This is a genomic window from Streptococcus sp. 27098_8_103, assembly GCF_041432345.1.
Taxonomy (GTDB): domain Bacteria; phylum Bacillota; class Bacilli; order Lactobacillales; family Streptococcaceae; genus Streptococcus; species Streptococcus mitis_BV.
Genome location: NZ_JAPVZK010000024.1, coordinates 1 through 13,683 on the forward strand (window position 1 = coordinate 1; position 13,683 = coordinate 13,683).

At 39.6% G+C, this 13,683-nt stretch carries 14 protein-coding genes and 1 tRNA gene; 6 read left to right on the top strand and 9 right to left on the bottom strand.

The window, feature by feature from the left end:
* Positions 1-225 precede the first annotated feature (225 nt).
* Complete coding sequence (locus tag O3599_RS07525; RefSeq protein ID WP_004241778.1) at positions 226-1,509, top strand: uracil-xanthine permease family protein; 1,284 nt, start codon at positions 226-228, stop codon at positions 1,507-1,509.
* Positions 1,510-1,604: 95 nt separating this feature from the next.
* Here O3599_RS07525 and ffh read toward each other — a convergent pair whose 3' ends face one another.
* From ffh to O3599_RS07540, 3 genes are all read right to left on the bottom strand, one after another.
* Positions 1,605-3,176, bottom strand: coding sequence for a signal recognition particle protein (gene ffh, locus O3599_RS07530; RefSeq protein WP_247939885.1), 1,572 nt, complete (start codon positions 3,174-3,176; stop codon positions 1,605-1,607).
* A gap of 11 nt (positions 3,177-3,187) precedes the next feature.
* A complete protein-coding gene (locus O3599_RS07535) occupies positions 3,188-3,520 on the bottom strand; it encodes a putative DNA-binding protein (protein WP_000402071.1) in 333 nt (110 codons plus the stop codon).
* A 90-nt stretch (positions 3,521-3,610) separates the two neighbouring features.
* A complete protein-coding gene (locus tag O3599_RS07540) occupies positions 3,611-3,988 on the bottom strand; it encodes a DUF1934 domain-containing protein (RefSeq protein ID WP_078706193.1) in 378 nt (125 codons plus the stop codon).
* 71 nt (positions 3,989-4,059) lie between these two features.
* On the opposite strand from O3599_RS07540, the gene O3599_RS07545 reads away from it, so the two are divergent.
* On the top strand, positions 4,060-5,364 hold the full coding sequence (locus O3599_RS07545; protein ID WP_237446805.1) for an HD domain-containing protein: 1,305 nt from the start codon (positions 4,060-4,062) through the stop codon (positions 5,362-5,364).
* Positions 5,365-5,376: 12 nt separating this feature from the next.
* Positions 5,377-6,183, top strand: coding sequence for a sugar-phosphatase (yidA, locus tag O3599_RS07550; RefSeq protein WP_033687103.1), 807 nt, complete (start codon positions 5,377-5,379; stop codon positions 6,181-6,183).
* A 210-nt stretch (positions 6,184-6,393) separates the two neighbouring features.
* On the opposite strand, the gene O3599_RS07555 is transcribed toward yidA, so the two are convergent.
* The 6 genes from O3599_RS07555 to O3599_RS07580 form a co-directional block, all read right to left on the bottom strand.
* The gene (locus tag O3599_RS07555) at positions 6,394-8,163 is read right to left on the bottom strand and encodes a DUF4365 domain-containing protein (protein WP_261044030.1); all 1,770 of its coding nucleotides are present in this window, start codon (positions 8,161-8,163) and stop codon (positions 6,394-6,396) included.
* Between the two features lie 484 nt (positions 8,164-8,647).
* Positions 8,648-8,719 (bottom strand) — tRNA-Arg (locus O3599_RS07560).
* 43 nt (positions 8,720-8,762) lie between these two features.
* Complete coding sequence (rplS, locus tag O3599_RS07565) at positions 8,763-9,110, bottom strand: 50S ribosomal protein L19 (RefSeq protein ID WP_001068669.1); 348 nt, start codon at positions 9,108-9,110, stop codon at positions 8,763-8,765.
* A 122-nt stretch (positions 9,111-9,232) separates the two neighbouring features.
* Entirely contained in the window at positions 9,233-10,396 is a 1,164-nt protein-coding gene (locus tag O3599_RS07570) for a chloride channel protein (protein ID WP_261023940.1), read from the bottom strand.
* 46 nt (positions 10,397-10,442) lie between these two features.
* A complete protein-coding gene (locus O3599_RS07575; protein WP_371512455.1) occupies positions 10,443-10,715 on the bottom strand; it encodes a chorismate mutase in 273 nt (90 codons plus the stop codon).
* Positions 10,716-10,830: 115 nt separating this feature from the next.
* Positions 10,831-11,274 (bottom strand): flavodoxin, encoded by a 444-nt coding sequence (locus tag O3599_RS07580; protein ID WP_001162128.1) that lies wholly within the window; start codon positions 11,272-11,274, stop codon positions 10,831-10,833.
* 103 nt (positions 11,275-11,377) lie between these two features.
* Here O3599_RS07580 and O3599_RS07585 point away from each other — a divergent pair, with 103 nt between their 5' ends.
* From O3599_RS07585 to O3599_RS07595, 3 genes are all read left to right on the top strand, one after another.
* Complete coding sequence (locus tag O3599_RS07585; RefSeq protein ID WP_371512457.1) at positions 11,378-12,313, top strand: bifunctional oligoribonuclease/PAP phosphatase NrnA; 936 nt, start codon at positions 11,378-11,380, stop codon at positions 12,311-12,313.
* Positions 12,314-12,408: 95 nt separating this feature from the next.
* Positions 12,409-12,651 carry a type B 50S ribosomal protein L31 gene (locus tag O3599_RS07590; protein WP_000710764.1) on the top strand — a complete coding sequence of 81 codons (243 nt, stop codon included), beginning with the start codon at positions 12,409-12,411 and terminating at the stop codon, positions 12,649-12,651.
* 430 nt (positions 12,652-13,081) lie between these two features.
* The gene (locus O3599_RS07595; protein ID WP_261044024.1) at positions 13,082-13,669 is read left to right on the top strand and encodes a recombinase family protein; all 588 of its coding nucleotides are present in this window, start codon (positions 13,082-13,084) and stop codon (positions 13,667-13,669) included.
* The last annotated feature ends 14 nt before the right edge of the window (positions 13,670-13,683 follow it).

A 13,683-nucleotide genomic window follows, 5' to 3' on the forward strand; every position in this document is an offset into this window, starting at 1 on the left:
TTAGCCTCGCTCTTTTATTTTTAGGCTCGGGAAAAAATGATTTACAAAATCATTTTTTTCTGCTATACTATCCTAAGCAAAGGTTTTTAATGTCATCCCGTGAGGTGACGAAGACGCAGAAATACTTGAAACTCTTTAAAGTCTAGATTTTAGAGAAGTCTTACTCTGAGAGCCTATTGCTGTAAAATAATGGGCTCTTTTTTGATGCCCAAAAGTGAGGTTTATATGAAACAAGAATCAACTGTTGATTTGTTACTCGACGTTGACCAACGTCCTTCAGCTGGAAAAGGTATCCTACTCAGCTTCCAACACGTGTTCGCTATGTTTGGTGCGACCATCTTGGTACCATTGATTTTGGGAATGCCTGTATCTGTTGCCCTTTTTGCTTCAGGTGTCGGGACACTCATCTATATGATTTCAACTGGATTTAAAGTTCCAGTTTATCTAGGTTCTTCTTTTGCCTTTATCACAGCAATGTCACTGGCTATGAAAGAAATGGGTGGTGATGTATCTGCTGCTCAAACAGGAGTTATCTTGACTGGTTTGGTCTATGTCCTTGTGGCTGCAGGTGTTCGTTTTGCAGGTACAAAATGGATTGATAAACTCTTGCCACCAATCATCATCGGACCTATGATTATCGTTATCGGTCTGGGACTTGCAGGTTCAGCTGTTACCAATGCTGGTCTTGTAGCTGACGGGAATTGGAAAAATGCTCTTGTAGCAGTTGTTACTTTCTTGATTGCTGCCTTTATCAATACAAAAGGAAAAGGCTTCCTACGAATCATTCCATTCCTCTTTGCCATTATCGGTGGTTACCTCTTCGCACTAACACTTGGCTTGGTTGACTTTACACCAGTTCTTAAAGCCAACTGGTTCGAGATTCCTGGTTTCTACTTGCCATTTAATACAGGCGGTGCCTTTAAAGAATACAATCTTTACTTCGGTCCAGAAACCATCGCTATCTTGCCAATCGCTATCGTAACAATTTCTGAACATATCGGAGACCATACTGTTTTGGGTCAAATCTGTGGCCGTCAATTCTTGAAAGAACCAGGTCTTCACCGTACTCTTCTTGGTGACGGTATCGCAACTTCAGTTTCTGCCTTCCTTGGTGGACCAGCCAATACAACTTATGGAGAAAATACAGGGGTTATCGGTATGACTCGTATCGCTTCTGTCTCAGTTATCCGTAACGCTGCCTTCATCGCGATTGCCCTTAGCTTCCTTGGTAAATTCACTGCCTTGATTTCAACCATTCCAAATGCTGTACTTGGTGGTATGTCAATCCTTCTCTACGGAGTTATCGCAAGTAATGGTTTGAAAGTCTTGATCAAAGAACGTGTAGACTTCAGTCAAATGCGTAACCTAATCATCGCAAGTGCTATGTTGGTACTTGGACTTGGAGGAGCTATCCTTAAACTTGGTCCAGTTACCCTTTCAGGTACTGCCCTATCAGCCATGACAGGAATCATCTTGAACTTGATCTTACCATACGAAAATAAAGATTAAGAGTCTAAACACATCAAAAAACGAGCATTTCCAATTACGGAAGTGCTCATTTTTCTTCTTTCTAAAAAAGGAAAGCCCTGTGGCCTTCCCTTGTCTTACTTGCGTTTTTTCTTCGCTTTCTTCATTTTGTTAGCCATGCGTTTCATGGACTGTTTCATAGCAAATTCACCGATTTTACCTTTGAGTCCGCCACCAAACAGCTGGCTCATATCTGGCATTCCTGCTCCTCCGAGAGCTGACAGGTCAGGCATACCGCCTTGTCCCATCATTCCTTCAAGGGCAGACATATCCATTCCTCCCATATTTGGCATATTTTTAGGAAGGTTGTTTGGATTGATTCCCATTTGCTTCATCATTTTGTTCATATCTCCAGACATGACACCTTGCATGAGCTGTTTAGCCTGGTTAAAGTCCTTGATAAATTTATTGACTTCGACAAAGGTATTTCCAGAACCAGCTGCGATACGACGGCGACGGCTCGGATTTAACAAATCTGGATTTTCACGTTCTTCAGGTGTCATTGAAGACACAATGGCACGTTTGCGAGCAATCTGGCGTTCATCCACCTTCATGTTTTGAAGTGCTGGATTATTGGCCATACCTGGAATCATCTTGAGCAAGTCTTCCATCGGCCCCATGTTTTGCACCTGATCCAACTGATCAATGAAATCATTGAAATCAAAGGTGTTTTCACGCATCTTCTCAGCCATTTCAAGGGCTTTTTGCTCATCGTATTCCTGAGAAGCTTTCTCAATCAAAGTGAGCATATCTCCCATGCCAAGGATACGGCTTGACATACGGTCTGGGTGGAAGGTCTCAATGTCCGTAATCTTTTCACCTGTACCAGTGAACTTGATTGGTTTGCCAGTAATGTGTCGAACAGATAGGGCAGCACCACCACGAGTATCGCCATCAATCTTGGTAAGAATAACACCAGTCACTTCCAACTGAGCATTGAACTCACGCGCAACATTGGCCGCTTCCTGACCAATCATGGCATCAACGACAAGCAGAATTTCGTTTGGTTGAGCCAATGCTTTCACGTCACGAAGCTCATTCATCAAAAGCTCATCAATCTGCAAACGCCCTGCTGTATCAATCAAAACATAGTCGTTGTGATTGGCTTGGGCTTGTTCCAAACCTTGACGAACAATCTCAACAGCTGGTACCTCTGTACCAAGAGCGAAAACCGGCACATCAATCTGTTGCCCCAGTGTCTTCAGCTGGTCAATAGCCGCAGGACGGTAAATATCCGCCGCAATCATCAAAGGACGGGCATTTTCTTCTTTTTTGAGTTTGTTGGCCAATTTACCTGCAAAAGTTGTTTTACCAGCCCCCTGCAAACCAACCATCATGATGATTGTAGGAATCTTAGGTGACTTGATAATCTCAGCCGTATCAGAACCTAAAACAGTTGTCAGTTCCTCATCAACGATTTTAATAATTTGTTGCGCAGGATTTAGGGTATCAATGACCTCATGCCCGACTGCACGCTCACGAACTTTCTTGATAAAGTCCTTTACAACAGGCAAGGCAACGTCGGCCTCAAGCAAGGCCAAGCGAATTTCTTTGGTTGCCTCTTGGACATCAGCTTCAGAGATTTTTCCTTTTTTACGTAGATTTTTAAAGACGTTCTGCAAACGTTCTGTTAAACTTTCAAATGCCATTTTTCTTCCTCTTATTCTCTATTATCAATGCTTGTTAAAATTTCTATCTGCTCCTGCAGAAAGTTATCCTTGGGATAACGCTCCAAAATCTGATCAAAAATTTGACTGCGAACAATGTAGTCCGAGTACATGTGCAATTTCATCTCATAATCTTCCAGAATCTTTTCTGTCCGCTTGATATTATCATAGACAGCCTGACGACTGACACCAAACTCCTCGGCAATCTCAGCAAGGCTGTAATCATCAGCGTAGTAGAGCTCGATATAATTCATTTGCTTATCTGTCAAAAGCGCCGCATAAAATTCAAAGAGCGCATTCATACGATTGGTTTTTTCGATTTCCATAACTTTTATTATACCAAAAAATAGCCTAATCTACCACATTAGCAGGCTAATCCGAGAAGATAGCCAGGTAAATTTGAAAAAAACAAGAGACTAGCCCCAAGTAATTTCCAATTGATAGCGGGCAAAGGGATGTCCCTCTTGATTTTGTAGTTGATAATCTAGTTCAATCTTTTGCCCATCAACTTGATAATGGCTCGTTTGGATGATAAACTCCTGCATGCCCATAGGTGTCGGAATATAGGCTAAACTATCGCTATCCTTTAGAAAGCGCATAATGGTCTTGGGATTTGAAAAACGGCTCATCACCAGTTCTTGACCATGAAATTTAATAACCACTTTTTCCTTTTCTTCATTATAGAAAAGCAGGTAGCTATAATCTCCTTTTTCATGCACTTCCACATCATAAAGCTGGTCAATCACTTCCAACTGCTCATCAAACTGAATCCTATTTCGCATCCGAATCTTCACATCAAGTCCTCTTTCTTCTCTCTTGTCCTACTATTTTACCAAAAAGAGCAGGATTTTGCTATAATGGTCATATGAACGAAAAAGTATTCCGTGACCCAGTTCACAACTACATCCATGTCAATAATCAAATCATCTATGACTTGATTAATACAAAAGAATTTCAACGTTTGCGACGTATCAAACAACTGGGAACTTCCAGTTATACCTTCCACGGTGGGGAGCACAGCCGCTTCTCCCACTGTCTAGGAGTCTATGAAATTGCACGACGCATCACAGAGATTTTTGAAGAGAAATATCCTGAAGAATGGAATCCTGCCGAATCACTCCTCACCATGACCGCTGCTCTCCTACACGACCTTGGACATGGTGCTTACTCCCATACTTTTGAACATCTCTTTGATACAGACCATGAGGCCATCACCCAGGAAATCATCCAAAGTCCTGAGACGGAGATTCACCAAGTCCTGCTACAAGTGGCGCCAGATTTTCCAGAAAAGGTTGCCAGTGTCATCAACCACACCTATCCTAACAAGCAGGTCGTGCAACTCATTTCTAGTCAGATTGATGCAGACCGCATGGACTATCTCTTGCGTGACTCCTATTTTACAGGAGCATCCTATGGGGAATTTGACCTGACTCGCATACTCCGAGTCATTCGTCCTGTCGAAAATGGTATCGCCTTTCAGCGCAATGGCATGCACGCCATCGAAGACTACGTCCTCAGTCGCTACCAGATGTACATGCAGGTTTATTTCCACCCCGCAACACGCGCCATGGAAGTTCTCCTACAGAATCTCCTCAAGCGCGCCAAGGAACTCTATCCTGAGGACAAAGACTTCTTTGCACGAACTTCCCCACACCTCCTACCTTTCTTTGAAAAAAATGTGACCTTATCTGACTATCTGGCTCTAGATGATGGTGTGATGAATACCTACTTCCAGCTCTGGATGACCAGTCCTGACAAGATTTTAGCAGACTTATCACAGCGCTTTGTCAACCGCAAGGTCTTTAAATCCATTACTTTTTCACAAGAAGACCAAGACCAACTCGCCAGCATGAGAAAATTGGTTGAGGACATTGGCTTTGATCCCGACTACTACACTGCCATTCATAAGAATTTTGACCTCCCTTATGATATCTATCGTCCCGAATCTGAAAATCCAAGGACACAGATTGAGATTTTACAAAAAAATGGAGAACTGGCCGAACTCTCTAGCCTGTCTCCTATCGTCCAATCTCTTGCTGGCAGTCGCCACGGAGATAATCGTTTCTATTTCCCAAAAGAAATGTTGGATCAAAACAGCATCTTCGCAAGCATCACCCAGCAATTTTTACACTTGATTGAGAACGATCATTTTACCCCAAATAAAAACTAGAAGAGGAAATTTATGAGTATTAAACTAATTGCCGTTGATATCGACGGAACCCTAGTCAATAGCCAAAAGGAAATCACTCCTAAAGTCTTTTCTGCCATCCAAGATGCCAAAGAAGCTGGTGTCAAAGTCGTAATTGCAACTGGCCGCCCTATCGCAGGTGTTGCCAAACTTCTGGACGACTTGCAGTTGAGAGACGAGGGTGACTATGTGGTGACCTTCAACGGTGCCCTTGTCCAAGAAACTGCTACTGGACATGAGATTATCAGCGAATCCTTAACCTATGAGGATTATCTGGATATGGAATTCCTCAGTCGCAAGCTCGGTGTTCACATGCATGCTATTACTAAGGATGGTATCTACACTGCAAATCGCAATATCGGAAAATACACTGTGCACGAATCAACCCTCGTCAGCATGCCTATCTTCTACCGCACCCCTGAAGAAATGGCTGACAAGGAAATCGTTAAATGTATGTTCATCGATGAACCTGAGATTCTCGATGCTGCCATTGAAAAAATCCCAGCAGAATTTTACGAACGCTACTCCATCAACAAATCGGCTCCTTTCTACCTCGAACTCCTTAAAAAGAATGTAGATAAGGGTTCAGCCATCACTCACTTAGCTGAAAAACTAGGATTGACCAAAGATGAAACCATGGCGATAGGTGACGAAGAAAATGACCGTGCCATGCTGGAAGTCGTGGGTAATCCAGTTGTCATGGAAAATGGAAATCCAGAAATCAAAAAAATCGCCAAATACATAACTAAATCTAATGACGAATCAGGCGTAGCCCATGCCATCCGTACATGGGTACTGTAAAAGGAAAGAATAGATAAAAACCGCTCAGCTGAGCGGTTTTTAGTATGAACATATCACAATAAGAGTAAATCAATAAATTGAATGGCTGTTGTACAGTTACTTAAATCTTGAGAGTAAAAAATAGGTATTGCTTCCTTAATTGTGGTACTGAATTGTAGTAAATCACCCTTTTTATTTCCATATGTTATCTCTTTATAATCTATTTTAATTTTACGATAATTTCATATACAAAGTATAAATAGGAAAGTCTTTATATCTTTCTTTTGTCTCATTATCCAGTTTATTCCAAAACAAATCAGCTTGTGGTTTCGATTTTAATAACACTGATGAACCGAAACAAAGTTCATAGTTATCATTACTATTTACTAAAATGTTGCTCAGAATCTCCATTTCTTTGCTGTTTAATTTACGAGCTCTAGATTTTATTTGAAGGTCATTTATTATAACCATCTCACTATTTTGGGAGTATTTTAAGTTCCAATCAGAAAGACATTGTGCCCAATTAAGCAATAACTCTCTTCTAGCAACATCTTCTGCCATGTCAGCAGCAATAACTATTTTTATAATAGTGTTGTTAGCATCTTCAAATTTCAAGCCATTATCAACTAATCTTTGGTAAGAGGAAATAACCGAATCAAAATCACAATTATCTATTTTTAGCCAGTCATTTGGTTCTAAAACCTCAAAGATAGAAATGTAGGAAGAATCTTCACCCTCACCTTTCCTACACCAAGGAGTTTCAGTAAAAATATCTATCATAGTTCCAATATTATCTGTCTCAAAGTCATATAAGGTAATAATGTGGATATTAGCAATCCTTAGGTGAAATAATTTTGATTCATTATAATTTAAGGCAACTTTCTTCTTTAGAATAAGGCCTGAATTGAGAATATTTAGATTTCTTAGAGATTGTTTATCAAAGTAAGTTAGATCAACCTCTTTTTGTATCCCCATATTTTCCATGAAGTTTAAAATCTGTACCAATTCCTTTATCTCAGTCTCTATATCACGTGAAGTGATATCCAATATTGACTGTTCATCTAGTTCTATTTTATTGCCATTGAGCTTGCAATATCCGAATTTTCCTAGTTCTTGAAGTGCCTGAGTGCACTTTATAGCTTTTGATAACAAATTAGGTCTTGTGTAGTTAAATGTGAATTGTTTCTTCTTAACATCAAAGGACAGTTTAAAACCTTCACCAAAATGGAGTTGTACACTCCCATCAGGGAATCGATGCCTTTTTACATCTTGAAAAATAGTACCTCCAACTGTAATAATTAAATCTGTTTCCTCGTAAGTTTCGACAACTTTTATTGTATTTTCAAGTGGTACTTCAATACCAGTTAAAGGATCTTTATAATAAAGGAAGAGATCATTTTCTTCCTGATAGTTAAAGATCTCTCCTTTTTCTTGACCATAAAAATAGAATTTAAGATTACTATCATCAGAGATATCTTCAACTGAAATACCATCAACATTTATGAAGCTATACTGCTTACGACTATTTGTTATAAAATCGACTAGCATGGGGTACAGTTTTTGTTCGTCTAATTCATGAATCTGTACAGAAAGTTTCTTATTACTTGTTGTTTTATTTTTTAAATTACTTTTTTTGATTAGTTTTTTTATAGAAAGAGGAGGTAATGATTTATAGTAGATATTTCTTAAATCACCATTCTCACTTAACCAAACTACAAATAAAACTACACCACCATTTTTTGAATATAATTCTAAATCACTTATGTCTAACGAGAAGGATTTCAATTTATTCTTCTGTTGCCTTGTAGCTTTAATTTGAACAGGCACTTTACCAAATATTTCACTTTTTTTCTCACTAGAAGATTTAAGAACGTGAATCTCACCATCCCAGACTGGAGTTTTATCATTACTATCAAAATAAGTCTGAAGTAAACTATGTCTATTTATGAATGTCGTCAGATATGAAACACCTAATGTCTCAATTTGTCTATTATTCGCCAAACTTTCACCTCAAAAAATGGCTCTATATACTTTACATTATACCATTAACAAAGAAAAACTTATATACTATAATCACAACTATTTAACTTAAACTGAATATTATAAACTTAAAAAATATATAATAAAATTATCTACTATAAATTAAATATATTTATCTAAATTCACATTTTTATCACCAAAAATAAAGTACTTAATTTTCTCATTTTTTAAACTAGCTTTATCAAATCTCAACACAATTAAATAGCTTCAGGAAATAACTTCATCAATAAAACTGTTCATTAATAACTACAAAATAAAATAGACCAGCTTCCTGATCCACTTTATTCTATATTCTTTAATTCAAATCTATTTTTTTGGTCAAATTTTAGTCATGATTTGGTCAAAAAAGCAAAAAATACTAAATTATTTTTAAAAATAAAATTGTGGAAATAGCCATTAAATAAACACTTTAAATTTTCTTTGTCTTTCTTTACATTTCTAAAAATGCCCCCTGCAGGAATCGAACCTGCAACTACTCCTTAGGAGGGAGTTGTTATATCCATTGAACTAAGGGAGCTAGATAAAAACTCTGCTGAACAAAGCAGAGTTTTTTAGTCGAATTAACGACGGATTTCTTTGATACGAGCTGCCTTACCTTGAAGTGCACGCAAGTAGTACAATTTCGCACGACGTACTTTACCGTAACGAACAACTTCGATTTTTTCAACACGTGGAGTGTGGATTGGGAAGATACGCTCAACACCTACACCGTTAGAGATTTTACGAACTGTGTAGTTTTCTGAGATGCCAGCACCTTTACGTGCAATAACAACACCTTCAAAAATCTGGATACGTTCACGGTTACCTTCGACAACTTTCGCGTGTACACGAACAGTGTCACCAGGACGGAATGATGGGATATCTGTACGAAGTTGACCTTCAGTCAAGCTTTGGATTAATGGATTCATTTTATTCTCCTATCTTTGTCAATCTTGAGGGACTTCCCTCAGCGGATAAACTGTATTTTTGTGCTTCCATTACGCACAAAAACTATCATATCAGATATTTTCAGGTTTGTAAAGCTATTTCCCTACTTTTTTGCAACTTTTTGACCGGAATAAATGCTCCACTCTTTTGGCAGGCAATAGGCGATAACACAGGCGATAACAAAGAAAGGAAGATTGCCATACCCAAAGACCTCTCCTCCAATCAAGATCGGTGCGAGCAAGGTCGTGGTCGCACTACCAAAGACACAGGCATAGCCGATAGCTGCTACGACCAAGACGGGTAGGCCCAGTATAGGTGCGAGAAAGACTCCAAGCGTAGCTCCGATCGCAAAGAGCGGTGTCACTTCTCCTCCTTGGTAACCAGCAGAGATGGTCACCACGGTAAAGAGAAGCTTCAAGATCCAGTCATAGCTCTGCGCATTGCCTTGGTGAAAGGCCACGTCAATCAAATTGGTCCCTAGTCCACTATAAGAGCCGACCTTGGTCAGTTGAAGAGCCAAGAGGACCAAGCTGAGTCCAGCCCCTATGACAGCAATCCGGATATATGGATTCGGCAGGACTTTGGCGACTGTTTTCTTCAACCAGAAAAGGCTGACTGCAAAGAGCTTTCCAGCAAGGCCAAAAGCTAGGCCAAGAAGAGCAACTTTGATCAAGGTCTCTGGTGTCCAGATCAGCGTTTCCTTGAGTGGCACAGCAAATTTCTCCAAGCCAAGGGCATGAGAGGTGAAGCTCGCCACGATCGAGGCGATAAGCGCTGGATAGAGAGCAATTAGCTGCAACTCCCCAACAGTCAAGACTTCAAGGGCAAAAAAGGTCGCAGCCAGCGGCGTCTGAAAGAGCCCAGCGAAACCGGCTGCCATCCCGGTCATAAGAAAGATACGCGAAGCATCGGCTATCTTGATATGACGCGCAAAACGGTGTGAAAGGGTTGCTCCAATCTGGACAGCCACGCCTTCCCGACCGACCGAACCACCGAAGAGGTGGCTCATCCATGTCGTCAGCATGATCAAAGGCACCAAGACCAAGGGGATTTCCTCCTCACGCGCATGCCCAACATCAAAGACCAGGCCCATCCCTTTTGAAGCCTTGCCACCAAATCGCTTATAGAGATAAACAATGACAAGCCCTGCTAAGGCCAAAAACAGAATCAAGGGCCAGTGTTGGCTTCGGAAATCCCCGATCAGAAGCAATCCTCGACCAAAGATCATATCAATCGCACCGACCAAGAGACCGATGATCAGGGCCATCCCGGTTAGTACCAAATACTGCTGTATTTTTTCTTGATTCGATTGATTAATCACGCGCCTTCACCTCCTCCTGGTAGTCTCTAGAACGCTTGAGAATATCTGAAAAAGTCGCGACAATAGTCTCCTGATAGCGCTTTTCTTCTACACGACTCCTAACCTTTTCAAAAATAACTGCTTCTCTCTTGGTATCTAAAATCGGTTTCCCCGAAGCCTTCTTATATGCGACAACTCCCTCAACCAAATGCATTCGTTCTTCTAACAGTTTGACAATTTGGTCGTCGATTTGATCAATTTCTTGACGAATAATATCTAAATCCATACAGTCTCCTCCTTTATTTGAATTATTGTATCAAAAAGCCACAAAATAGGCTAGTAAAATCCCAAGTCACGATAAGAAAAATGCACTGATTGATTGCATCAGCGTACGTTTATGCTTATCCTACTTTTGCAGCCAATTCTTCTGCGAATTGTTCTAAACGTTCGATGTCTTCTTCCTCGGCAGAAAGATCAACTTTAACACACTCTGAACCTTTTTCTGCTCCTGTTGACACAAAGACACGGTCAAAGTCATCGACAGCCTTACAGAATTCATCGTAGAAGGTATCTCCTGAGCCGACCACTCCGTAGATTTTGCCATTCAAGTTGAGGTCTGCTAGGTCTTCGTAGAAGTCCATCATCTCATCTGGCAATTCTCCATCACCATAAGTATAGGTCGCAACGATAGCGATGTCTGCTTCCAAGAAGTCTGAAGCGTCAACAGTTGTACATTCATCAACATCGACATCCAAGCCCAAGTCACGTAATTTGTCTGCTACAATATCTGCAATTTCTTCGGTATTACCGGTCATACTGGCAAATACAATTTTTGCTAATGCCATATCGTCCTCCTCAATTTATCTTTCTCCATTATATCACATCTTTTTCATTTTAAAAATAAAAATTCTTGTGCTACAATGAAATGAGAAAGAATTGAGGTTATTTATGGACATTTGCCATCAAATTTTAGAAAAAATTAAAGAATACGACACGATTATCATTCATCGTCATATGAAACCAGACCCTGATGCCTTGGGAAGTCAAGTGGGCTTGAAAGCCTTGCTGGAATATCATTTCCCTGAAAAAACTATCAAAGCCGTTGGTTTTGATGAACCAACTCTCACTTGGATGGCTGAAATGGATCTTGTTGAAGATAGTGCCTACCAGGGCGCACTTGTCATCGTCTGTGATACAGCTAATACTGCTCGTATAGATGATAAGCGCTATCGTCAAGGTGATTTTCTCATTAAGATTGACCACCATCCAAATGATGATGTATACGGTAACCTATCTTGGGTGGATACTAGTTCAAGCAGCGCTAGTGAGATGATTACCCTATTTGCCCAAACAACTCAACTGGCCTTGTCAGATCGCGCTGCTGAGTTGCTCTTTGCAGGAATTGTTGGTGATACAGGTCGCTTCCTCTACCCTTCTACCACTGCACGGACTCTTCGCCTGGCTGCTTATTTGAGAGAACATAACTTTGACTTTGCAGCTCTCACCCGCAAAATGGACACTATGAGCTACAAAATTGCAAAACTTCAAGGCTACATCTACGACCATCTGGAAGTGGATGAAAATGGAGCAGCGCGCGTTATCCTGAGTCAAGAAGTCTTGAAACAATTCAATGTTACCGATGCTGAAACTGCAGCCATTGTCGGTGCACCTGGACGTATTGACAGCGTCAGTCTCTGGGGAATTTTTGTAGAACAAGCTGATGGCCACTACCGTGTTCGCTTACGCAGTAAAACCCATCCTATCAATGAAATCGCCAAGGAACATGATGGTGGAGGCCACCCTCTAGCAAGTGGTGCTAATTCCTATAGTTTAGAAGAAAACGAAATCATCTACCAAAAGTTAAAAAACTTGCTTAAAAACTGATAAAATACTTGCCAAACTTTTTAGAATCTGATAGACTAGTATGGTAACAATCTATGGCTCGCAAAGAGACCATGGCAGAAAGGAAATATTGCAAAATGAAAAAAGATATCCATCCAGAATATCGCCCAGTTGTCTTCATGGACACAACTACTGGTTACCAATTCCTTAGCGGTTCAACAAAACGCTCTAACGAAACAGTTGAGTTCGAAGGCGAAACTTACCCATTGATCCGTGTGGAAATTTCATCAGACTCACACCCATTCTACACTGGACGTCAAAAGTTCACTCAAGCAGATGGACGCGTGGATCGTTTCAACAAAAAATACGGTCTCAAATAATGATAAAAAGAACAGTCGAAACTGTTCTTTTTTTGTTTCTTGAAATTAACTGCTGTTTTCATGTTCCAAACTCGTACTCTTCGAAAATCTCTTCGGTAATTTAATGTTAGGGGATTTATACTAACAATAGACTTTTAACCCTAAAATTGATAAAATAAAACAGAAAATAATTGAAAAAGGAAACTGTAAATCACCATGATGAACATGCAAAAATTGAACATACTGTTTTTAATTTTTGTAAACATCAAAAAGGTTGGTTTAAAAGGATTTTAAGTCCTTAAGATTTTTTATCCAACACTACTATTCACGCATCCAAGACAAAATCTTGGCAAAAAAATACAGTAGCAAAGAGTACACCAAACTACCACTCATTATGGGCGGTAGTTTTCTTTTCGTCTAAAATAGAGATAAAAAGATAGGTGGTAGACTTATGCGTTACGGTTATGTTCGAGTATCTACAAGAGAACAAAATATCGATAGACAATTTTCAGCTTTGGTAGAAAACAAATTAGCAAAAGAAAATATTTTTATTGATTATGTTTCAGGAAAGGATTTTGACAGAATAGAATATCAAAAATTATTAACTACCTTGAAGGAGAATGATGAATTAGTTATTAAATCAATTGATAGATTGGGAAGAAACTATGATGAAATTTTAGAACAATGGCAATCAATTACTAAGAAAAAGAAAGTAAATATAACTGTTTTAGATTTCCCCTTATTAAACACAAAGAATAGCTATGACAATATCACAGGAAAACTAATATCCGATATCGTTTTGCAAGTTCTATCTTATGTGGCACAGTTTGAAAGAGAACAAATCAAACAAAGACAAATAGAAGGAATACGAGAAGCAAAGAAAAAAGGGAAAAAATTCGGTAGACCAAAATTGCTTGCCCCGGATAATCTCCCTGATGTAATAGCTCAATATACGAAAAAAGAAATAACCTTACGAGAAGGTGCAGACATCTTAGGAGTATCAAAAAGCACCTTTCATAATTGGATAAAAAATTCATAGTTCTTGTCAAAAAA